This window comes from Paenibacillus larvae subsp. larvae, assembly GCF_002003265.1.
Taxonomy (GTDB): domain Bacteria; phylum Bacillota; class Bacilli; order Paenibacillales; family NBRC-103111; genus Paenibacillus_H; species Paenibacillus_H larvae.
The window spans coordinates 2799325-2821687 of record NZ_CP019687.1; the positions used below are offsets into that span (position 1 = coordinate 2799325).

23 protein-coding genes, 3 pseudogenes, 2 riboswitches and 1 other annotated feature are annotated in these 22363 nt (G+C 45.5%); of the genes and pseudogenes, 5 read left to right on the forward strand and 21 right to left on the reverse strand.

What is annotated here, in order from left to right:
• Window positions 1–53: 53 nt before the first annotated feature.
• The 7 genes from thiE to BXP28_RS14520 all read right to left on the reverse strand — a co-directional run bounded on the left by thiE (window position 54) and on the right by BXP28_RS14520 (window position 4953).
• The gene (gene thiE / locus BXP28_RS14490; RefSeq protein WP_036655381.1) at window positions 54–752 is read right to left on the reverse strand and encodes a thiamine phosphate synthase; all 699 of its coding nucleotides are present in this window, start codon (window positions 750–752) and stop codon (window positions 54–56) included.
• Window positions 724–1650 carry a bifunctional hydroxymethylpyrimidine kinase/phosphomethylpyrimidine kinase gene (thiD, locus tag BXP28_RS14495; protein ID WP_023483621.1) on the reverse strand — a complete coding sequence of 309 codons (927 nt, stop codon included), beginning with the start codon at window positions 1648–1650 and terminating at the stop codon, window positions 724–726. Before thiD ends, thiE begins: the two co-directional genes overlap by 29 nt.
• A complete protein-coding gene (locus BXP28_RS14500) occupies window positions 1647–2447 on the reverse strand; it encodes a thiazole synthase (RefSeq protein WP_024093200.1) in 801 nt (266 codons plus the stop codon). The genes thiD and BXP28_RS14500 overlap by 4 nt, the downstream gene beginning before the upstream one ends.
• 1 nt (window position 2448) lies before the next feature.
• Window positions 2449–2643: a sulfur carrier protein ThiS gene (thiS, locus tag BXP28_RS14505; protein WP_023483619.1), complete on the reverse strand. Its 195-nt coding sequence runs from the start codon at window positions 2641–2643 to the stop codon at window positions 2449–2451.
• Window positions 2644–2708: 65 nt separating this feature from the next.
• Window positions 2709–3413, reverse strand: a complete 705-nt coding sequence (locus BXP28_RS14510; RefSeq protein ID WP_023483618.1) for an NAD(P)/FAD-dependent oxidoreductase — start codon at window positions 3411–3413, stop codon at window positions 2709–2711.
• Window positions 3397–4029, reverse strand: coding sequence for a thiamine phosphate synthase (locus BXP28_RS14515; RefSeq protein WP_023483617.1), 633 nt, complete (start codon window positions 4027–4029; stop codon window positions 3397–3399). The genes BXP28_RS14510 and BXP28_RS14515 overlap by 17 nt, the downstream gene beginning before the upstream one ends.
• 241 nt (window positions 4030–4270) lie before the next feature.
• Window positions 4271–4373, reverse strand: a riboswitch (TPP riboswitch).
• Between the two features lie 67 nt (window positions 4374–4440).
• On the reverse strand, window positions 4441–4953 hold the full coding sequence (locus BXP28_RS14520; protein ID WP_036655384.1) for a zinc ribbon domain-containing protein: 513 nt from the start codon (window positions 4951–4953) through the stop codon (window positions 4441–4443).
• Window positions 4954–5487: 534 nt separating this feature from the next.
• On the opposite strand from BXP28_RS14520, the pseudogene BXP28_RS24360 reads away from it, so the two are divergent.
• Window positions 5488–5840 (forward strand): annotated as a pseudogene (locus BXP28_RS24360) (ABC transporter substrate-binding protein); the annotation flags it as partial.
• A gap of 117 nt (window positions 5841–5957) precedes the next feature.
• On the opposite strand, the gene BXP28_RS14535 reads toward BXP28_RS24360, so the two are convergent.
• A complete protein-coding gene (locus BXP28_RS14535; protein WP_036655386.1) occupies window positions 5958–6575 on the reverse strand; it encodes a hypothetical protein in 618 nt (205 codons plus the stop codon).
• On the reverse strand, window positions 6562–7110 hold the full coding sequence (locus BXP28_RS14540; protein ID WP_036655387.1) for an RNA polymerase sigma factor: 549 nt from the start codon (window positions 7108–7110) through the stop codon (window positions 6562–6564). The genes BXP28_RS14535 and BXP28_RS14540 overlap by 14 nt, the downstream gene beginning before the upstream one ends.
• Before the next feature lie 244 nt (window positions 7111–7354).
• Here BXP28_RS14540 and nhaC point away from each other — a divergent pair, with 244 nt between their 5' ends.
• Window positions 7355–8767, forward strand: a complete 1413-nt coding sequence (gene nhaC / locus BXP28_RS14545) for a Na+/H+ antiporter NhaC (RefSeq protein ID WP_046655172.1) — start codon at window positions 7355–7357, stop codon at window positions 8765–8767.
• 105 nt (window positions 8768–8872) lie between these two features.
• Here nhaC and BXP28_RS14550 read toward each other — a convergent pair whose 3' ends face one another.
• From BXP28_RS14550 to queC, 7 genes are all read right to left on the reverse strand, one after another.
• Window positions 8873–9274: a hypothetical protein gene (locus BXP28_RS14550; RefSeq protein ID WP_023483612.1), complete on the reverse strand. Its 402-nt coding sequence runs from the start codon at window positions 9272–9274 to the stop codon at window positions 8873–8875.
• Window positions 9275–9529: 255 nt separating this feature from the next.
• Window positions 9530–10972, reverse strand: coding sequence for a dipeptidase PepV (gene pepV / locus BXP28_RS14555; RefSeq protein WP_023483611.1), 1443 nt, complete (start codon window positions 10970–10972; stop codon window positions 9530–9532).
• 124 nt (window positions 10973–11096) lie between these two features.
• The gene (locus BXP28_RS14560; protein ID WP_023483610.1) at window positions 11097–11900 is read right to left on the reverse strand and encodes a class I SAM-dependent methyltransferase; all 804 of its coding nucleotides are present in this window, start codon (window positions 11898–11900) and stop codon (window positions 11097–11099) included.
• 408 nt (window positions 11901–12308) lie between these two features.
• Window positions 12309–12800, reverse strand: coding sequence for a preQ(1) synthase (queF, locus tag BXP28_RS14565; RefSeq protein WP_036655389.1), 492 nt, complete (start codon window positions 12798–12800; stop codon window positions 12309–12311).
• A 53-nt stretch (window positions 12801–12853) separates the two neighbouring features.
• A complete protein-coding gene (gene queE, locus BXP28_RS14570; RefSeq protein WP_024093191.1) occupies window positions 12854–13591 on the reverse strand; it encodes a 7-carboxy-7-deazaguanine synthase QueE in 738 nt (245 codons plus the stop codon).
• Window positions 13584–14069, reverse strand: coding sequence for a 6-carboxytetrahydropterin synthase QueD (queD, locus tag BXP28_RS14575; RefSeq protein ID WP_023483607.1), 486 nt, complete (start codon window positions 14067–14069; stop codon window positions 13584–13586). Before queD ends, queE begins: the two co-directional genes overlap by 8 nt.
• On the reverse strand, window positions 14066–14737 hold the full coding sequence (gene queC, locus BXP28_RS14580) for a 7-cyano-7-deazaguanine synthase QueC (RefSeq protein WP_023483606.1): 672 nt from the start codon (window positions 14735–14737) through the stop codon (window positions 14066–14068). The genes queD and queC overlap by 4 nt, the downstream gene beginning before the upstream one ends.
• 8 nt (window positions 14738–14745) lie before the next feature.
• Window positions 14746–14790, reverse strand: a riboswitch (PreQ1 riboswitch).
• Between the two features lie 183 nt (window positions 14791–14973).
• Window positions 14974–15237 (forward strand) — a binding site (T-box leader).
• Window positions 15238–15285: 48 nt separating this feature from the next.
• Between queC and argS the strand changes: the two are divergent.
• Window positions 15286–16988 (forward strand): annotated as a pseudogene (argS, locus tag BXP28_RS14585) (arginine--tRNA ligase).
• A 696-nt stretch (window positions 16989–17684) separates the two neighbouring features.
• Here argS and BXP28_RS14595 read toward each other — a convergent pair.
• On the reverse strand, window positions 17685–17822 hold the full coding sequence (locus BXP28_RS14595; protein WP_024093187.1) for a transposase: 138 nt from the start codon (window positions 17820–17822) through the stop codon (window positions 17685–17687).
• A 327-nt stretch (window positions 17823–18149) separates the two neighbouring features.
• On the opposite strand from BXP28_RS14595, the pseudogene BXP28_RS14600 reads away from it, so the two are divergent.
• Window positions 18150–18627: pseudogene (locus tag BXP28_RS14600) on the forward strand (DUF2798 domain-containing protein).
• 230 nt (window positions 18628–18857) lie between these two features.
• On the opposite strand, the gene BXP28_RS14605 reads toward BXP28_RS14600, so the two are convergent.
• From BXP28_RS14605 to BXP28_RS14620, 4 genes are all read right to left on the reverse strand, one after another.
• Window positions 18858–19760, reverse strand: a complete 903-nt coding sequence (locus BXP28_RS14605; protein ID WP_036655391.1) for an IS3 family transposase — start codon at window positions 19758–19760, stop codon at window positions 18858–18860.
• Window positions 19727–19990, reverse strand: coding sequence for a helix-turn-helix domain-containing protein (locus tag BXP28_RS14610; protein WP_046655388.1), 264 nt, complete (start codon window positions 19988–19990; stop codon window positions 19727–19729). The genes BXP28_RS14605 and BXP28_RS14610 overlap by 34 nt, the downstream gene beginning before the upstream one ends.
• A gap of 120 nt (window positions 19991–20110) precedes the next feature.
• Complete coding sequence (locus BXP28_RS14615) at window positions 20111–20206, reverse strand: IS3 family transposase (protein ID WP_237087276.1); 96 nt, start codon at window positions 20204–20206, stop codon at window positions 20111–20113.
• A gap of 518 nt (window positions 20207–20724) precedes the next feature.
• Window positions 20725–21381 (reverse strand): DJ-1/PfpI family protein, encoded by a 657-nt coding sequence (locus BXP28_RS14620; RefSeq protein ID WP_023483999.1) that lies wholly within the window; start codon window positions 21379–21381, stop codon window positions 20725–20727.
• 671 nt (window positions 21382–22052) lie between these two features.
• Here BXP28_RS14620 and BXP28_RS14625 point away from each other — a divergent pair.
• A complete protein-coding gene (locus tag BXP28_RS14625; RefSeq protein ID WP_036655393.1) occupies window positions 22053–22340 on the forward strand; it encodes a transposase in 288 nt (95 codons plus the stop codon).
• Window positions 22341–22363: the final 23 nt, after the last annotated feature.

Consider the following 22363-nt stretch of genomic DNA (forward strand, 5'->3'; position numbering starts at 1 on the left):
TTCCGTTTATAAATTCCCTGTTCACAGTACCCCTCCTCAAATTAGTTACCGCCTTACAGCATCCCGGCGTGCCCGCGGGCTTGATGAACCATTTCGAGAATCTGCCCGGCTTCCTTTTCCGGATCTGCGGAACCTGTAATGGATGAAATAACAGCCACCCCATCCGCTCCTGCCCGAATGACGTCCCCGGAACGGGAAGCCGTAATCCCGCCAATCCCCACTATAGGCATGAAAATGCCTTCCCCCCTCAACCTGCGGATTAAGGAAGGTCCTTGCACTTCACATGCATCCGTCTTGCTCGATGTCGTATACATCGGTCCTACTCCCAAATAATCAGCTCCATCCCGTACGGCTGCCTCCGCTTCCTCCACATTGTGAGCCGAAACCCCCAGGATACGGGACGGGCCCAGTCGGCATCTTAATTCCGCGACTCCGGCCTTCTCAGCATCCTCCTGACCCACATGAAGTCCTTCTGCATCCAGTTCCAGGGCAAGCTCCAGATCATCATTAACGATAAAGGGAATGCCATTCTCGCGGCAGATAAAACGTAAACGCCGGCCTAATTCCACGAGCTTATTCCCCGTAAGAGCCCCGTTTCCTTTTTCACGGTATTGAAACAAGGTAATGCCTCCGCGGATGGCTGCCTGAAGAACTTCTTCCGGTGAATGCCTGCAAAAAGGGCTGCCCAATACCAGGTAAAGCTTCAACCTGGCACTTACTGCCTCAGGTAACCAGCCTGCCGGAGCTTGCATGATTCTTCCCGCCTCCCTGTTCAAAGTTTTGCCGGGCAGTTGCCTTTACTTCAGGTAAACCGTGCTCCCTCTTTAACCGGGCATATGCCCAATGATTGGTCGGCCCGTGTCCATGTCCCAGCCCCAGTTCGATACTGAGGGCGGCTTGAACAAATTGCTTGGCAGCATGAATGGCTTCTTCGGGCGAAATTCCTTTAGCAATCCCTGCCGCAAGCGCTGAAGCAAACGTACACCCCGTGCCATGATTATGCCGGGTAACTATCCGGGTACAGGCATAATCCGTAAAACCTGAACCGTCGTAAAGCAAGTCTATGGAGTCCTGTTCTTCCCCGTGTCCCCCTTTGATCAGTACATAGCGGGCTCCCATGCCGTGAATGCGGCGTGCCGCTTCCTTTCGCTGCTCCATTGTCCTTACATCCGATCCAATGATTTCCGCAGTTTCGGATAAATTGGGCGTAATCACGAAGCAAAGCGGGATTAATTCGGTACAGAGAGTCTTTACCGCCTCTTTCTCCATTAAGGCTGCGCCCCCTTTGGCGACCATGACAGGATCCAATACTATACGGGACCACCCGAAGTCTCTCAGTGCTCCCGATACCGTTTCCATAATAGAACTGTTGGGCAGCATGCCGAGCTTGACAGTTTCCGGAGGAAGGTCTTCCTCAATAGCCTGCATCTGGGCCCGGACTAGCTCCGGCGGAAGTGAAAAGACCTCTTTCACTCCGATGGTGTTCTGAACGGTAATGGCGGCCAAGACGCTCATCCCGTATACCTGCAGTTCCTGAAAGGTCTTCAGGTCAACTTGAATGCCCGCCCCTCCTCCACTGTCAGAAGTCGCAATAGTAAGAACCTTTGGGACGGGTGAAGGCCCCCCATGCTTCCCCTTGTTTTCTTTCAAAGCTCTTCCCCTCCTCTTTTGGCCAAGGCTTCGGGGCGGCTTATATCCTCCTGCGGGCTGCTTGCGGATGCTGTCCGCTTCTTCGGTATTCGCCCGGCTTCAAAACCGAGCCGTCCTGCCCGGATGGCTAGCTTCATGGCTTCGGCCATTTTCACCGGATCTTTGGCACCGGAAACAGCAGTATTCAGAAGTACGCCATCTGCCCCCAGTTCCATCGCTAAAGCCGCATCCGAAGGGGCCCCAATTCCCGCATCCACAATCACCGGAACGCTGGCTTGTTCAATGATATAGCTGAGCTGGAGGGGGTTGAGAATTCCCTGTCCCGTACCGATAGGGGAGGCACCGGGCATAATAGCGTGAACACCAAGCTGCTGCATCCTTTTTGCCAGAACAACATCATCCGATGTATAGGCAAGTACCGTAAATCCCTCTTCAAGAAGCATCTCTGAAGCCCGAAGTGTTTCAACCGGATCCGGAAGAAGCGTTACATCGTCCCCGATAACTTCGACTTTTACCATATGGCAAATTCCCGACGCTTTGGCGAGCCTTGCAATCCGGACCGCTTCCTCCGCTGTCTTGGCGCCTGCCGTATTGGGAAGCAGCGTATACCGGGACAAATCCAGCATGGACAGGAAATTAGGCTGAGACGGATTAAACACTTTCATGCGCCGGACCGCAAAGGTAAGGATTTCTGTTTCCGATACTTCAACCGCCTTTTTCTGAATATGAAAGTCAGGGAATTTCCCCGTTCCCAGCATCAGTCTGGAAGTAAATAAATGAGAACCGATTTTCAGAATGTTAACCGCCTCCTATAAAATGTACGATTTCAATGGAATCCCCGTCCGAAACCCCGGTTTCATCGTGATTCCCGCTTTCCAAAATAAGACCGTTTCTTTCCACGACAAGCATCTTTTCGCCAAGTTCAAAGTGGGCAAGCAGATCCGAGATTGTCCGCAGCGTATCCGGCAGTTCCGTCCCGACACCGTTCACCATAATCTGCAAGTGTTCTCCCTCCTTCCCCTTATAATTTGCCGGGGGCTTAATTTCCGCACCCTAATTCAGAGTGCCTTCTCTACGTACCCTGACCTGCGGTCCGGGCGGAAATCGGACCAGAACTCAACGTCCTCCCCCGTATGCTCTTCGACAATAAGACCTGCTATATACCGGCCAGTGACGGGGCTAAGCAAAATTCCGTTGCGGAAATGGCCAGCCGCTACATACAGGCCGGGATACTCGGCAGCGGGGCCAATATAAGGCAGGCCATCCGGCGTCTGCGGGCGTAAACCGCTCCATGCGCGCTCCCATTCGGCCTCTTCCAAGGCCGGAACAAGCTCCCGCGCCCTGGCCAGCAGCGAAGCCACAGTAGAGCGGAGCAGCGGCTTGCGGCTCCGCAGGCAGAGGCCCTCCCCTGCCTGCTGCTGGAGGTCCAGCAGTCGCTTCAGTTCGGCGGCATCCTGTTCTGTCACCGCCACTTTGAGCATACCCCGCTGAACCAAAGCTATGTCGATGCCGCTCAGCTCACGCAGTTCCTCCGCAAGCCTCGGGAATAAATCCCGGCTGCAGCGGGCCAACTTCCATAACGGGCCATCCTCGGTAAGCTCGGACTGGGCTCCGAGCATGCCCGCCGCCGCACCAGACGCTTCCTGCCCGATTCTGCCTTTCTCCAGCAGCATGACCTTGAGTCCCTTCAAAGACAAGTAATAAGCCGCTGAACAACCGATGACCCCTCCTCCAACAATAATTGCATCAACTTGTGCAGACATTCCGCATTCCCCTTTCTACCGCCTTCCTATACTCATGGACTGCATCCAACGGTTCAGCTGCCTCCCATACCCCACTCATCACAGCAAACCCGGCGGCTCCTGCTTCCAGCACTTCCGAAACATTTCCCGGTATAATCCCTCCAATGGCCAATACCGGTATGCTCAATCTGCTGCATAACTGCCTTAGAGAGGGTATTCCGGCCGGAGGAATTCCAGGTTTGCACGCAGTCGGATACAAATGTCCGAACAGGATATAATCCGCACCATCCCCTTCTCTGGCTTTCGCTTCCTCCAGAGCATGAACCGAACAACCAAGACGCAGTCCCGGACATACGTTTCTTGCCAAGGCCGCGGTCACGCTATGGGAAGCAAGCTGGCAGCCTCCGAGATTCAGGGAACAGGCTACATCCAGACGGTCATTGATGTAAATTTTAGAAGCCGGAACCCCTCTTTCCAACAAGGAGGAAGCTATCTCTATCAGTTCGGCAGCACTTTTTTTCTTCTCTCTTACATGAATTGCCGTTACATAAGAATGCACTTGTTCCGCTATCCCAATCAGGCGTGATACACTTTGTTTACCGGTAGTTATCAGATGAAATTCGACAATGTTCCTCATGAAACAACACCTTTCTTACTGCCTCGCCCATCAGGCTGAAACACCATATGTTCTTTGAAAGAAAGCGGGGCTAAGACACTTATTCCGGGACTTTTAAGAGCCGCGGAAACCCGCATGAATTTGCCGGATAAGGTCCTGAACAACAAAAAACCACTTTTCCATAGAAAAGTGGTTGCATCCCTGGCTAGGTTATACAAAAAATCCTGTAGAGCAGCATAATTCGCTCCATCCAGGCTTTCTTATTCATGCATTCCCACTTTCCTACGCTGGTATAATCCAGATCAGGTTCAAAGGGTCCAGAAACCATTCTGTCTCAGCCCGTACGGGCGCCCCTAGTGAAAAAACTAATATTCAGTTATTGCTATGATAGCATACCCGCTTTGCAAAAAGAACCCTTTAATGGGAAAAAGTTCATTCCTCGGGTAAAATGATTTTGCCGCAGTGCTCGCAGAACTTGGCGTCAGGATCAATGGCAGTCCTGCAGGAAGGACAAACTCTCTTCAGTTCGACCAGTTCCTCTTCGGGTTCCGAATCAGGCAGAGCTTCCTTGTCTTCGTCCACTTTCACAGGCTCTTCAAATTTATGGCCGCAGTTGGGACAATATCGTGTTTCAAGAGGCACTACATTGCCGCAAGGACAATTCTTTTCTGAATTCAACTCCAGAATCTTGTGGTTCATCTCTCTGATTTCCTCTTCCAATTGGCGGATTTGGCGGCCAAGCAGATCAACATCTCCCCTGGCTCTACCTTCATCTTGGGCTTTGATGGCTTGATAAACCTCCCGGCCAATCTGTGTATATCGTTTTTCAATTTCCTTTTGTTTCTCTTTAATTTGTATTTTCAAACGGTTCGCTTCAAAGGTTTGCTGTGCTTTCTTTCCAACCCCTTCTGCACCCAGCTTTATTTTCTTCAAAAATCCCGACATGGTATGTACCTCCCGCATGGTTCTTTCTCTTTTTAGTCTATTCTTAAAAGGACAAGAAATGCCTTGGTCAAACAATTAATAACATAAAAAAGTTCAAGGAACAATTTCCGCTGTCCCCTCATCGTACTTCATTTCTAGTTTACGGAAGAACTTATGTTTTTTCAACTTTCCGAACTCGTGGAAGTATCCCGCGGGCATTGGGTCGCTATTCCTTCTTAGTTTGCTAGTAGGCTATCCTAAAGGCAGATTTTCTGCCTGGAGGATAGTCTTTTTTAGCGGATACGTTTCCCCGTGGTTCTTTAGCGCCATTCTCCCCTTCATTCAAAAAAGGAAATCGCCTTCTCCCAAGAGGTGAAAAAGAAATATTAAATGAAAAATCGGTAAGGCTGTCCAAATCGTGTTCTTTTTCATGGGAAGATGTTGATTTCAAAGATAAGTCCAAACGGGATTCCTCCCCGCTATCTGGAAAATACCAGGCAATCAGGCAGCAATGAAACTGCGAAGCTTTAGAAAAGGGCTGGATACAAAAATCATGTAAACAAGGATATTCCATACGGGGATCAGAACACAATAACGGAAGGAAATAAATACAATAATACCCTTTATGCGAGCGGTCCGTATATTCTGGCGTATAAAAACGACTATAAAGCTATCTTCCACAAAAACCCCGGCTATATAAAGGGAACGAAACATGAACCGAAAATATCGGACGTTAAGCTTCGTTTTATCAAGCAAAAAGTGAGGATTTAAGAAAGGCCGTGCTCTATTCAATTAATCAAGACGAAATATTGCAGTTTTTAAGCCCGATGGTCAAAACAGGAAACGAGCTAAAAGCAGATCCTGCAAAGGCAAAAGAACTTCTGAGCAAATACAAGGGTGCCAAATAAAACTTTATATACTTCCATTTAGTCCTGCATCGCCCCGGCTCTCTGAATCCGGGGCGATTTCCATAATACAACTATCCGGATTCTAAAAAGTTATAAGTTTTTCCATAGTTGTTGGCTCTATCCGGTAATCTCTGTTGTAACGCGTTCCCCTCCGGTATTTTGGTAAGACATGCGTATGCTTGCCGCCACGCCATCTCGAAAGTGCACTTCTATGTCTATTTCTGCGGCATTTTGAGCTTCTTCTTTAAGGGACCCTCTTATTTCATTCTTCAATTCACTATTATCGTCAGTTTGAATCCGGTAAGTCGTTACCCCGCCGCTTTCCGTCTCACTTACCAGGGTAAATCCTGCTTGCTCTATCGCCTCTTTCAGTTGCGGCTCGGTCAAACCCAGATGCAATTTCTCCTTTAATTGATTCTGAGGTGTGCTGCCGGCCTCCGACATTTCCTTGACATACATGCCCGGTTCTTTTGCAGCTTGGCCGGCAGCCATATCCTGAACCGGTTTAGGAGAAGTTTTCCAAAATATAAAGAGCAGCAAACCAAGCACCAATACCATAGCAGCCCCCAGCAGCATAGCACCGAATTGTTTGTTTGTCTCACCTGAAGCTTGCTTTTTGTCTGTTATCCGGGCAATCCGCTCTTCAATATTCCGGATATGGGTATCCGTGAATCCGTCCATTTCAAAAGCTTCTTGCCGCAACTGTTCATACCAAACCGGTTTAGATCGTTTCAACACCCTGTCCCTCCTTTACCTTTTTGTTCATCAGACCGCGCGCCCGGTGCAGACGGGATTTAACGGTTCCTTCGGAGATGCCCAGAAGCTTGGCCATTTCTGCCGTGGACAGCTCATATTTGGCATCCAGCACCAGCACTTCCCGATATTTATCAGGAAGCATCAGTACAAGCTTCCAAATCTCCCGGATATTCATATCCTGCAAACATCTCTCCTCAGCAGATTTCTGCTCATGTTCGTGCTGAAAGAAATCAACCAGTGTCACCTTTCGAATAAAAGCCGAATGCTTATGGTTCATCACCAGGTTTCTTGTTATGGTAAAGAGCCATGTTTTCACAGAGCTTTCCCCCCGGAACGTATGCAGCTTTGTATAAGCCCGCACAAAGACGTCTTGGGAAATATCATCCGCGACATGAGAGCTTTTAGTCAGAAAGAAAGCGTAATTCCACACGTCCCTGCCATACTGTCTCATCAAATCCCGGAAAGCATCCGGATCCGCTGCCCACCTTTCCTGGCTGACCTTGTCCTTCTCCAAAATAGACCACCTCATCAATAAGACCCTTTCAGCGGGAAGAAAGTTCCAAACTATTCTTCTTTCTCTACAATTTTTAGGCAATAAACGGCTTGTACACATAAGAAACACAAATTTTCAGTATATATTTGACAAAAGGGCGAAACAAATGTATACTCACTGTGACGTGAAGAAGCGTGTAAGCAAAAAAGCATTATAGAGGAGAAGTACGAGATTAGGAAGAACGGAAGGACAACTGGTGAACAAAATGAAAAAAGAACCAACTTTTATACAAAGCATCATGATATTTCTTATGATCATAGGAGCTTTGTTTTTTTTCATATTCTTGTTAAAGGCAGAACCCCATATTCCCCTGCTTGTAACCCTGGTGCTGGCAGCCTTGCTGCTTGCCGTTTTCGGTTTCCGCTGGAATCAAATGGAAGAGGCTATTCTGAAAGGAATCCGCTCGGCTATTATGCCTGTTATCATTTTATCTTTAATCGGGATTCTGATAGCGGTATGGATGATGAGCGGCACAGTGCCCACTATTTTGTATTACGGGATTAAATATATATCCCCTGAATTTTTTGGGATCAGCGCGCTTTTCATTACGGTAATTATTTCAATGTTTACGGGAAGTTCATTTACAACCGTAAGTACAGTAGGTGTAGCTTTGATGGGAGTGGCCGTTACTACGGGAGTAAATCCCATGCTGGCAGCAGGTGCAATAGTATGCGGAGCTTGTTTTGGAGACAAGATGTCCCCTTTGTCGGATACAACCAACTTTGCCCCCGCCGTAACAGGAGTTTCCATTTTTACTCATATTCAAAATATGATGTATACCACAGTGCCTGCCCTGATCATTACCGCTGTCTTTTTCGCATTTGCAGGACAAAGCGAAAGTTTTGATCTTACGGCAATCCAGGGCATGCAGAAAGCCCTGACGGACAGTTTCCATATTCATTGGGGGGCCCTTCTGCCTCCGCTTGCAGTCTTATATGGCTCCTTCCGCCGTAAACCTATAATTCCTACACTGGTATTCGGAATTATGGCAGGACTGCTGGCTGCATGGCTGTTTCAGGGGCATTCGTCAGTGGCTGAGTGGTTCCGTGTAATGCAGCAGGGATATAAGGAAAATATCCCGAATGAAACAGTAGCGGCAATCGTTAACCGCGGCGGCCTGCAATCTATGATGTCGTCGACGATTTCCCTTATTCTGATTGCGCTTAGTCTAGGGGGATTGCTGCAGTATTGCGGAGTCATTCAGGCCCTGTTCCGCAAGCTGGTACAGCCTATCCGGCATCGCGGTTCCATGGTAGTGGCAGCAGGATCTTCTTCCATCGCGGTCAATCTTCTGACAGGAGAACAGTATTTGTCCATTCTGCTGCCCGGACAAATGTTTAAACAGGAGTTTAACAGTAGGGGCATCCCGGCCAAAACCCTTTCCAGGACCTTGGAAGACTGCGGTACCCTAATTAACGCAGTTATTCCCTGGGGGGTAAGCGGGACCTTCTTTGCCACCACCTTGCACGTACCGGTGATTGACTTTTTGCCCTATGCCATCTTTATATGGGTGTCCCCTCTGCTCACATTTGCTTATGCTTTATTGCCCAAGCTGAGGGATTTCACACTCTATGAACGGCAGGACAAGATCATGAGCCAGGACTCTGCGATTGGATAATATGATTAATAAAAAAAACAAGCCGGTTACCTAAACGAAGTAATCGGCTTGTATGTATTTATCTTAAAATCATTTCATATCCAATATGGAATATTCACATGCAAATTATTTATAAAGTGTGAATTTAGCTGCAAAGCTCATTGTCTTAACGAATGAGGAATTGACGCCGGCCTGGAATTGAACCGAGATGTTACCATCTTTTTCAGCCTTAAAAATCCGGCCAAAGTTGGCGGCATTATACGTACCGATCACACGATTGTCCGCATCATACACGGTATAGGTGATAGGATACCCTGTAGATAGAAGCACACCAAGCTCCTCTCCTTTTTTCAAATAGAAAGATTCCTTTGGAGTAACTTCATAGGAACGCAGAGAATAGTGCTTCCATGTCTCTTTTATTTCATTATCCACTGTCGCTGCACTTGCCTTCTCTGCCTCAAACCCCGGCACGTTAGTTCCTGCAAGCAAAGAAACTCCCAACACTCCGGCTAAAATAAGTTTTTTCATCTGATATTTCCTCCTCTTTTTGGTTTAATTGTAACTAGCATACATATTCCACTAGTTGTAATTATTATAGTTACATTGAGAATGATAATCAATAAAATTTATCATTTTTTAACAAAAATTTTATAATCATTTAGATCAACCTGTTTTATGAAGCAGATTTACACCGAAAATTGCTTTTTTCTTACAAAAACAGAAAAAAGACCTTCGATAATATACCATACAAATGGTATGAAGGTCTTCTATAATTACATGTCTTTATTTAGCTAATTCATACATGGCTTGGGCGTAAATAGCCATAGACAGGATCATCTCATCAATTCCCACACTCTCGTCTACCTGGTGCGCCGTATCTTTGGCTCCGGGAAACAACGGTCCGAAAGCTATCCCGCTCTTCATCTCCCTTGCATAAGTACCTCCTCCAATAGCCAGAAGCCTTGGTGTGTGACCAGTCTGCTCCTGGTAGACCCGCTGAAGCGTTTGGATCATCGGATGATCAACAGGCACATGATGCGGAGGATCAATTTCCACCTCCTGCAGGTCAAAACCGTAGGAAGCAGCTGCATCGGCCAGTCTCTTTTGGAGCTCTTGACCTACACCGGTAACGGGGTAACGAACGGTAATCCGGATATCCCCCCGCCCGGGCACGTCAGCTTCGCTGTTATAATAAGCCATGCCAAGGTTAACGGTAAGCTTTCCGCTGATTTCGTCCTTACTGGCGAGTCCAAGTGCCGATCCGTAGTAGTCTTCTTCAAAGCGTTCAGCCAGGAAGCACAGAAATGCCTTGGCTGTTCCCGCAAAAGAAAACCGGGACAGGAAGGAAGCCAACAGCGTAGCCGCATTCCGCCCTTTGTACGGTTCCGACCCGTGAGCAGCCCTACCTTTAACGGAGAGCGTCCATTCGTTTGTTCCACTGGATGCGAAAGAACCCTCGGCTTCTTTTTCTTTTAAAAACTGCTTAAACTGCCTGTCCACCCGGGACGCTTGTTTCTCATCCCGAATCAGCAGCACGGCTTCTGCCAGATCCGGAACGATGTTGCGGGCATGCCCCGATCCGAACGAACGAAGCGTGAACGATTGATCCTCTTCCTGCTCCTGTCCGGCCGTCTTCTTGTTAAATACCAAATCTACGTTCAGCTGCCCTTTCTCCGCATGTACAATCGGGAAATCCGCATCCGGGGAAAATCCGATTTCCGGCATCGTGTCCAGCTCTTTAAACCGCTTCATGCATAAACTTTTGTTTTCCTCGTCCGTTCCGATGATAAACCGGATCTTCTTGGACAAAGGAAGACCGCTTTCTTTTACCAGTTTAAGCCCGTAATAGGCAGCCATAGCAGGACCTTTGTCGTCAATGGCTCCCCGTGCATATAACCTGCCGCCTCTTATATCCGGAGCAAAAGGGGGGGTTGTCCAACCTTCTCCTGGAGGAACTACATCCATATGTACAAGAACTCCAATGCTCTCTTCCCCTTCTCCATATTCGATACAGCCGGCATAACCTTCGACATTATAGGCTTTAAACCCGTCGCCGCGGGCCTGTTGCAACATGTGCTCAAGCGCATCCGCAATGCCCTTGCCAAAAGGCTTTCCGGGCCCCGCCGTAGCCGGGTCGGGTGTGCTCGGTATCGACAGAAGTTTCTTGGCATCTTCTATGTAGCTGTCTCTTTTGGATTCGGCCAGTTCTTTCCATGATTGTGTCATTCGCAACCACTCGCTTTCTCTTATAGCTATTCTTCATTATACACTCCGGGAAGCTTTCAGGGAAAAGCCCGGTTTATAGCTTAAGGTTTTTTCTCTCTCCGGCAACTTCCCGTTTAGAACTGCTTCATCTTGGGCGGGCCACAATACCGTTGTGTACCTTGATAAAACCGTGTCTAAGGATATCAAAGCCGTTCTCATACACATACAGCCCCATTTGCCTAATATCCATCAGTTCCCGGTAAGTATGGTTCATCACATCTTCCATGACCCGGTAAAAAATCCGGGACCGCGGCTGATTGCGCGGCGTTGTAAGAATAGCGTATCCTCCGGGTTTCAGAAATTTCCGGTGCCAATCCATAACTTCCGGCTTGTATTCGTCGGGAAAATGCTCCAGCAACCCCACACTGATAATCAGATCAAACTCTTTACCAAAGGAAAGATCACGAATATCCTCCACCAGATAATACAGATTCATCCCATTTTTATACCAGACTTTTGGCTGCCCCGTGGAAGAATCTGTTCCAAGGAACGGGTAAGTTTCCGGGAAGTCGCCAAAACGGGTCGTCTTGCAAAACTCGTCGTAATCGACCAGCACGCATTCCCCGCCCGGATACATCGCTTGAAGCTGCATGGCTTCATATCCCTCTGCCGCTCCCAGAAATAAGATCCGCGGCTTATCCAAATCCAGTCCCTGGAAGAGTGCCCTTTTCCCCCTTGGATCCCATATGCCATCCTGTATACGGTGGGCATAATTCCAAAGATGAATCATCATCAGGTCTTTGAAGGCATATCTGACCTCCTTCAAGTTAAATCCCGACACATGCTTCCAAAACGATTTGGCCGCCTCCGATTTTTCAGCCGGTACATTTTTCTCGAACCATTCATGAAAAGATTTGTTGAAATACTCCCAGGAAGTATGGGCAGGCATGGACTTCCCCTGTTTTTTTTCCAGGAAGTACGGGTCTTTGACATATTCTCAACCTGATATGGCTTTCCAACCTCTTTCCAGCTAAGCAAAGACCAGTCTCTTACTATATTTGCGTTTAAAAAACGGTCGGGATGCAGATTGCGAGCATTGCGCAGATCAATCCTATAATTGGGTGTGAGTCTGGTAGTCTCCAAAGGCAGCTCGTAAAACGGTTCACCCGGATGCTGAATCTGGACAGACACGGCTTTCCCTCCTTCAAAAGATATTCTTGATATGAAACATTTTCAACATGGAATGTTCTTTACTTATATGTATGTTCTTGGAAAAGAAAGCGATTTCTTTTTTATTCAGCAAAAAGACCACTTATGGAAAGCGGCCTTCCCCTATAAGGAGAAAGCCGCCTCACATTTATCTGTTATCCACTTGTTCCGGATACATATCATGGTTCATCATCCGGTGCTCGGCCATCTGTTCATACTTGGTGCCGGGCTTTCCATAATTGCAATAAGGATCAATGGAGATACCGCCGCGCGGAGTGAATTTGCCCCACACTTCAATGTATTTCGGCTGCATCAGTTCTATCAGATCATCCATAATGACATTCACACAATGCTCGTGGAAATCTCCATGATTGCGGAAGCTGAACAGGTACAGCTTGAGTGATTTGCTCTCTACCATTTTCTGATCAGGGATATAGCTGATATAGATGGTAGCGAAATCAGGCTGGCCCGTCATCGGGCACAAGCTTGTAAATTCAGGGCAGTTGAACTTGACGAAGTAATCCCTGTCCGGTTTTTTATTGTCAAAGGATTCCAGAACACCCGGGTCATACTGGGTAGGATACTGGGTCTTCTGGTTTCCGAGTAAAGTCAGCCCCTCTATTCCTTTTTCATGAGACACTTCTGTTCGCTCCTTTTCGAATAACATTCTTTTACATCTGCGTAACGTATTTTCTACACACCGCGTTTATTGCCCCAAAGAAAAGCATGAAGCTGCGGAAGTACCATTACATCATTCAAATCCCCGGATGCAACGGTTTTCCGGATAAGCCATTCATACCGGTCAAGGAGCTGCTCAAGCAGTTTTGCGTTATCAGCCGTATAAATATCCGGGTTGCCAACCTGAAGATACATCGGTACGAGAGGATACCTTTGATGAACCCGTTTAGCATATTGAAAATCAATGTCGTCAAATACGACTACTTTCAGGCTTACCCGCTGCATGGGGTGGCTTTGCATGCGTCCCCGTAACTTTTCTGCAATCTTGTCAAGCATGCCCCAATCGGTTGTCATACCGGAACTTGGAGGCTTAGGGGATAAAGTAACGTCATCCACAGCCAAAAGCCAGTCCTGCCACTTGGAGCCCTGGGTCTCAATGGCTGTACGGATTCCTTGAGACTGCAAAAGGCTCACGAGTTTCCCCATTTGTGAAAGCAGCACCGGATTACCGCCTGATATCGTAACATGGGAAAATCTCTTTCCGCCAAGGCGTTTCAGTTCTTCCACAATATCTTCCGGAGACAGCATCCGGATTTGATCTTTGCCGCTTCCGTCCCACGTAAAGGAGGAATCACACCAGCTGCATCTGTAATCACAGCCGGCTGTCCGTACAAACATCGTTTTTTGGCCAATGACCATACCTTCTCCCTGAATTGTTGGCCCGAATATTTCCAGCACAGGAATATTAGTCACCGGTGATCCACTCCCGTCTGGCCTCTGCAAAGCTGGTCGGTGTTTCGTAAAGGCGGACGAATTCTACCCGGGCACCTTGTTCTTCCATGATCCGGTCCGGAAGAGACTCCTCCATTTTTTCAAACAGCCAGACCACCATATTCTCCGCAGTTGTATTCATAGCCGGGAGTGTTTCGTTCAGATAACGGTGATCCAAATAAGGCTCGATATCCTGTTTCCAAATTTCCTTGATATCAGCAAAGTCCACCATCAGGCCGATATCATTCACGCGGCCGCTAATCCCGAAGACCGCTTTATAGGTATGCCCGTGCAGATTTTTACATTTTCCTTCATAGGCATGCAGATGATGGGACGCGTCGAAAGTGAATTCTTTACTGACTAACACCCGTTTATGATGATAACGAAGCTGGCTGCACGCAATATCCTGACCTGCCCGCTGCAGCTTATCTACAATACGGAAATCACCTGGACGCGTCATTGTATTACAGCCCCTTTCACCGCCAGTTGTTGTTCATATTGCTTGAGTCCCGCATTTCTAAGTTTGCATGCCGGACACTCTCCGCACCCGCTGCCCATAACTCCGTTATAGCAGGTTAACGTTTTTTCTTTAACAAATTCATAGGCGCCGAGCTGATCGGCCAGTTCCCATGTCTGGGCTTTGTTTAGCCACATTAAAGGTGTATGAATGACAAACGGATAATCCATAGCCAGATTAAGTGTCACATTCAATGACTTGATGAAAGCGTCCCGGCAATCCGGATACCCGCTAAAATCCGTTTCGCATACTCCCGTAACCAGATGCCTTGCCCCCGCCTGCTTAGCCATAACAGCCGCAAATGTAAGAAACAGCATGTTTCTTCCGTCTACAAAAGTGGAAGGCGGTTCCCCTTCCTTTTCTTCTATGGCCATGTCTTTTCGGGTCAAAGCGCTGGGCGCCAGCTGATTCAACAGGCTCATGTCCAGAACCGTATGCTTTAAGCCCAGTTCTTCTGCAATGCTTTTAGCCACTTTCATTTCCAAACTGTGTCTTTGCCCGTAATCAAAAGTTACGGTTTCTACCTCACCAAATTGCCGGAGAGCCCAGAACAAACACGTAGTGCTATCCTGCCCCCCGCTAAATACAACAATAGCTTTCTCTTGTTTCACAGTAATTCAGCTCCTTAGTTTTTTATAGAGGGAAGATCTCGAACCTCTCCCATGCTGTAGCAGCACGGATTTTCTTTTATAAAATAAGCATACAGCTGGGACAAAGGCTATTATACCGGATTCCCCTGCTCCTGGCTATGTCCTTTCTTATCCAGCCTCTTGTATTCTCTTCACGGCTGCTGTACAATGGAATACAATTTAGGGAAAACGATCAGCATCTAAAATTCTATAACCTGTCAACATCGAGGATTGGGAGAGTAATCCTGATAGAGCGGTAACAGCGAACCGGGTTGGTGGAAGCCGGTACTAAGCATCAGGATGAAGCGCCCCCAGGAGATGGTCTTCTGAACAGCTTTTCAGCTTGTGTAGGAAGATCCGGCATTCACCCCGTTAGCGTGCAAAGCGGCCGTAACAACCGGCTGGTATGAATAATACTTGTCCGTTATTGTTATCCGGCACCAAGAGTGGTACCGCGGGAACTGCAGGCTCTCGTCTCTTTTTAAGGAGACGGGAGCCTTCTTTTTTTGAAAGGAGGAAGTATCTTGTCTATGTTAACGAAATATGCGGCCCATCTGCTAAAAGACGTCCTTCCCTTGGACGCAGAGGATATTCATCAGGTACTGGAACCCCCCCTTCCGGGGACATGGGGGATGTAGCCTTCCCCTGCTTTCATGCTTCCAAACTGCTTAGGAAGCCGCCGGCACAGATAGCTGCCGAGCTTGCGGCCGCCATTCATGCAGAAGGAGTCAGGGCAGAAGCGGCAGGCCCTTACATCAATTTATTCTTTACTCCCTCTGTATACGGGGACCTGCTTCTTCAAGGAATGATGAATCCGGAATTCGGCAAACCTGATCTGGGCCAAGGAAAGCGGGTCATTATCGACATGTCTTCCCCGAATATCGCCAAGCCGTTCGGCATTGGGCACTTACGTTCTACTGTGATCGGAAACGCCTTGTATAACTTGTACAAAGAGACCGGGTTTGAACCTGTAAGTGTGAATCATTTGGGAGATTGGGGCACGCAATTCGGCAAGCAGATTTGCGCTTATAAGCATTGGGGCAGCGAGGAGAAGCTGAAAGCAGACCCGATCCGCGAATCACTGGAGCTGTATGTCCGTTTTCATGAAGAAGCTGAGCAGTATCCGGAATTGGAGGATGAGGCAAGGGGCTGGTTCCGCAAGCTGGAGACGGGAGATGAGGACGCCAAACGCTTATGGGAATATTTTGTAAAAGTCAGTTTGAATGAATTTGAGCGCATGTATGATAAACTCGGAGTCAAATTTGACCATACCCTTGGGGAAAGCTTCTATAATGACAAAATCGTTCCTGTAATTAAGGCCTTAAAAGAGCAAAATCTGCTTGAGGAAAGTGACGGGGCTTATGTGGTCAGGCTGGATGAAGAAGGAATGCCGCCCTGTCTCATCACCAAATCTGACGGCACTACGATTTACCCGACCCGTGATCTGGCAACGGCTATATACAGACATGATGTAATGAAGGGAGACAAGCTGCTGTATGTAGTAGGCGGAGAGCAGAAACTGCACTTTAAGCAAGTCTTTGCCGTACTCGGCAAGCTTGGAAAAACCTGGGTTGAAAGTTGTGAACATGTCCCCTTCGGCCTGATGAAATTTGCAGGCAAAAAAATGTCTACCCGCAGAGGGCGTGTTGTTTCCCTGGAGGAAGTACTGCAGGAAGCCGTAAACCGGGCAAGAGAGATTATTGAAGAAAAAAACCCGCTTTTGCCGGATAAAGAGCATGTGGCTGAAGCTGTCGGTATCGGAGCCATAGTCTTCGGGGACCTGAAAAATAACAGAGTTAACGAGATTGATTTTTCACTGGATGAAGCATTGAATTTTGATGGAGAAACGGGCCCGTATGTGCAGTATACATTCGCAAGAACACAGAGTGTACTTGCGAAAGCAGAGTGGAATTTTTCCCTGGCTGATTGCAAAAACATCCTCTCCCATTCAGATCTGAACAGCATAAACCATTCATCCGTCTGGCAGCTAATCAAACAGCTTTCCCTTTATCCGCAAGCTATTGAACGGGCAGTGAAACGGAACGAGCCTTCCGTGGTGGCGCGTTACGCATTAGAGACTGCCAAAGCTTTTAACCGCTTTTATAATCTGAACCGGATATTGGCCGAGGACGAGAAAGAACAAAAAGCCAAGCTGATTGTTACAACCGCGGCTGCGGAAATAATCCGAAGGTCATTGCATTTGCTGGGCCTTAAAACGCCGAAGCAGATGTAAAGGGGCATCAGGAAAGCCAGCCATACAAACTGTAACCCGCAGTATAATCACTTTTATAAAGTGCTATGCGGGTTATAGTTTAATATGGAGTTAGTGGATTTTACCCAGCGGGCCTTTTAACGGCAAAGCTTTGTTTTTAATCTGAAGTCTTATTCTGCTATTGAACCTCTCATGACTAAAGTTACGAGATTCTTGGGAACAGAGCGTACTTATTATGTAGTGGCATACACTACCAACAGCGGTTTCTCTTATATACCAAGCTATTCCCGCAGTTCCTACGGTTATTGTTATTCAGAAAATCTGTACGTTGATACATGACTTTTTCATGTAATCTAGCAACTTTTCGTTTTTGTCTCTGATAATTCCTTGCTTCAAAAAGATGAACTCCCTTCTTCTTAGCAAGCAAAGCGCGCCGAGGCAACTTGTGATGTTCGCGTTTCAACTTCTTTTCCATTCTGAACGTAAATTTATTGTTATCGACTTTTCGACCATCCGAAAAATAGCGAAGTCTGAAATACCTAAGTCTATTCCTATAGCAGAATTAGTTTTTGGCCGTTCGTATATTTCTTCTTCACAAAGAATAGAAAAAAAATATTTTCCACTAGCAGCCGTTTTAAGTGGTCATTTTCTTGGGACAACTTCTTTGTTTCCAGAGGGGAAATCCCCCCTACCGAAATCACTCCCCATTTTCCTGACTCATACTCTTTTATCCATCGATGTAAGCATATTGGAGGCAAGCTCGTAACGTCTTGCCACGGCTGCTTTGTTTCTGGTTTCCAGAGCTTCCTTTACAACCTGTACCTTAAACTCGTTGGAATATTTCGTTCGTCTCATTTATTCATCCTCCCCTATCACTTGTAGTATAAACAATACACACTCTTATTGTCCAAGTTCATTAGGGGGCTTTAGAGGTATGATTCCTATGATCAAAGAGCTTAAAGTTGAAGGAATTCCCGTTAAGTTATTTATATTTTCTTTTGTATCCCTATTTATTATGAAGAGGTATATCAAAATAGGTTCTCCATATAGATGAAGCTCAATCATTGATCGAGCTTCTTTGTAGCTCCACAATAATTAAAAAGAACGTTCATAAAATTTTCACTTACAGAGAATTTTTCATTGTCGCTATAATAAGAGATAGAAAGAAGGGATAATGGAAAAATGCTAACAAATAAGAAGGAAAATATACTATTTAGTTTAATGATGTGTTTTGGTATGAATTTAGTTATGACTATCTATAATTTATTATTAAATGGAGTAAACGGTTCTATTACATTTCAGATAGTTGTGGGTGATTTTATTATAGGGTTTATTATTTCACTAATGTTAAATATATTTATAGTTGGTCCAGGGGTTAAAAAATTGGTGTTACCAATAAATAAATCTAAAAAATTGAATATGATTAAAATATCAACATTTATGGCAATAGGCATGGTTTTTTTTATGTCTTTTTTTTGGATTGGCAGTAACATATCTTCATGGTGGTATTAATGTTAACTCCTTAGTGTTAGGTTACTTTTCTACATTTAGTAAGAGCTTTATCGCTGCTTACCCATTGCAATTAATTGTTATAGAACCACTTGTTCGTCATTTGTTTAATAAGTTTGTTTTGAAAAATAAAAATGTTGGTGTAGTATAGATTATTAAATGGACTCAGCTCTACTAAGTCGGGTCGCTGAAACCATTAATCAGTGGCCATAAATAAAAAAATGTATGGTTGCAAAAATCATAAATAGGTGTTTGTAGGTAGCAGTAAAAAAGATCTGTGAGCATATGGTCAAGACTCCATTTTGTAGACATTGAAAACAAGCTGGCGTCGGTACTCTGATCTTACCCCCGTCAAGTAAACAGCATTAAAACTGATAGGTCCTAAGCAACCTTATTACGGTATTCCACCGGACTAAGGTTGCTTAATTTTGCCTGGAACCTGTCGTAATTATAAAACCGTATGTATTTATCTATAGCGGTTTTGAGTGCCTCTTCAGATTCAAAAGATTGTATGTATAGACACTCTGATTTGAAATGCCCAAAAAAACTCTCCATACAGGCGTTATCCAAACAGTTGCCCTTTCGAGACATACTTGCTTTCATCTTGTATTGTTTCAGAAGTTTGCTAAAATGCCTGGAAGTATACTGATACCCCTGGTCACTATGGAGGAGGACACCTTTTGTTTTACGTACTTTTCGAGCTTTCTCCAATGTATCAATCACTAGTTGTAAGTCATTTCTGGTACTTAGGTGGAAAGCAATGATTTCGTTGTTGAATAGATCGCATATAGCGGACAGGTATAGGTTTTTCTGTTTATATGGAATGTAAGTAATATCGGTGACCCATTTTTCATTTGGCCGGGTTGCATGGAAATCTCGGTTTAATACATTATCGGAAACCACACATACTTCCTTTTTGTCATAATACCTTTTCTTTTTGCGAATCTGAGCTTGTATCCCCATTTGTTTCATTAAACGATAAACCCTTTTGTGGTTTACGTGTATACCATACGTCTTCTTCAACCAAATTCGCATCCGTGGATATCCTAAGATGCCACGTAAGCGTTGATGTCCTTCTACTATCTTTTCCTTTAAGAATTGATCCTCCAGTTGTTTACAAGAAGACGTACCACGTCTTCGCTGCCATTTGTAAAACCCACTTCTGGATACATGAGCGATTTCACAAAGCATTGAGATACTATAACCCTTGAATGAGAGTTGATCCACCACGGCATATTGAGCGATTTTGCTTACGTTTTTCTTCCCCTCCTTTGTAGCGCCCAAAGCTTTTTTAAATATTCATTCTCCGCACGCAATCTAATTAATTCCTCCTCAGGGCTCAGAGGGTTCTTTCTCGGCCTGCCTTTGTTCAAACCTTTTGATTTCCCACGTTTCTCTTCTAGCCCAGCCATACCTTCATTTTCATAATATTTAACCCAGCGTCTTATTGAAGCCTCTGGAATATTTAACTCTTTAGCAACGCGTTTATACCCTAAACCACATTCAAGATACATCTGAACTGCTTATATTTCGATTCAGCTGAGTGAGTGCGTTGTATTCTTTTCATTAAAAAAATCCCCTCCAAGTTAACAGTAAGAGTCATTCTCTTAACTGTCTACCTAAAGGGGATAATATCACTCAACCGGCGTCAGCTTCTTTAATTTTCGTTGTGGTCGGCTTTGGTTGTAAAAATGAATATATTCCTCAATTCGTCTTTGTGCTTCATCCAAACTTCGTATATCATAAAGGTAGAGCCCTTCCGTAAGGGGTGCACTTCAATATTTCACGGGTCTTTTTTGTTTGGAGGGAAGCAGGGTATCTGAGGGAAAAACTCTTTGCAACCATTGGTCATAACCCTTCAAGTAGACAATAAAAAGAGCATGTTTATGAAGCGACCGCAAACCTGTATTCTTCAGGTGATCGGTGCCGACTTCTTTGGTGGACAATCATTGTCTGCCTTCCGATCCCCCTGTTTCTTTTTCCACTTATAGAATCCTGATCTTGAAACATCAATAGAAAAATAGTGCCAGATCACATCATACATGTGCTCTTCTAACACTGTTACCTAAAAGGGAATAATATCTTAGCTTATTATAGCAATGCTCAAAGAAATAGCTCCCCCAAACTTTCAGGGAGCCTATATTATGGATTCCAAAGTTTAATTCTCTCCGATAAAAGTTTCCTATTTATAACGTGAAGCTACGACAGCATAATAAAAGTGGAAACTTCTTTCGGAGTAAGTGAAAGTTTAAATTTCGGGCTCTTGTTTTTTTACCTCTTGTATCGCCACTTTTAATTGTTCTATCAATGGAGTAGGCACTTTCTCTGGTGAACCCGAATCAAACGGAGGCATAGGATCATATTCTAAAATAAGTTGAACATATTTGCCGATATCTTCCCCCGATTCCCATGCTACTAGCTGGAGGGCCATATCTATACCAGAAGAGACACCAGCTGAAGTAATGATTTTCCCTTGACGAACCACTCTTTCGTTAGTTGAGATAGCACCATAGGAATGGAGTAGGTCCAAACAACTCCAATGACTGGTTGCTTTTAATCCATTCAGCAAGCCCGCGGCACCTAAAATTAAAGAACCTGTACATACTGATGTGGTCCACTTCGTTGTCTCATGTATTTGACGTATCCAATTCAGTATGTCTTTGTCATTTATCGGAGACTTATAGTTAGGAGGACGACAACCGGGAACAACAAGAATATCAGCTGATGTAACTTCAGAAATACTAAAATCAGCATGCAAATAACCCATTTTAGAATCTAGTTTGATTAAACCCTTATTTTTGGCTACAAGCTTCACTTCAGCTCCCTCTACGGAAACAAATACTTCGTACGGACCAATTGCATCTAGAGCTGTCATCCCATCGTAAAGAAGTATTACAACTTTCATTTGATCTCTCCTTTGTTTAACATTTGGGGTTCACTTAAACCTATAAGCCAATGCCAAATAGTCTGGCTATTGCTACTGTAGACGTTAACGCGTCTGCAGTCTTTTTTAGTATATGCTTTTAATTGCATTATAACAAGTTCACGTAAAGGAAATGGTCAGATGATGTTCTTAAGGAGATGGGGACAAATTGGGGACGAAATGTACTCGGAATCACCATAATTCACTCGGATACGAACAGACACGAACAAGAAAAACCCTTATAATTCAAGGGTTTTAAAGATGTAAATAGTTATATTAGGGCTCGGATTCACCATGAAAAGAAAGTAGTTAATCTTTTTTAACACATAATAATGGAGGATGGAAATGGAAGTTACTCCTTGTTCTGATTATTGGAACGACTTTTAACTACCCATTAATCAGCGGCCATTCGACCAGTTATTTGGCTGGTTTTTTTGTTTTCCTTAACACAAACGGTCTGGTTGCAAAAATTAGCTCTTAATTGGAGAATGGTTGCAAAATCATAAAGGGGTGCTTATAGCGGCAGAAAAGGTGTCTTATTTCAAAAAGGATATTAGATTGACGAGAGAGTGGGCCTGTGATGCTAGACTTTAAATTGGACACAGAGAACTGAGAGTGCGACAATAAAAACATTCATAATCGAGGTGTCCGACATGACGAAAAAGTATGACAAGGAATTCAAACTTCAATCCGTAAGACTTATCCAGGAAGAGGGAAAATCGGTGGCGCAGGTAGCCCGGGAAATGGGCTTGCATGAGAACACGCTTTACCGCTGGATCGCGGAATTTAAGAACGCTGGCAATCAGGCATTCCCTGGTAGTGGACAACTAAAGCCGGAGGACAAAGCTTTACGCGACCTCCAGAAGCGAATTCGCAATCTGGAAGAGGAGAACGACATCCTAAAAAAGGCGATGCACTACTTCGCAAAAGACCGGCGCTGATTTATCCATTCATCCATGATCAC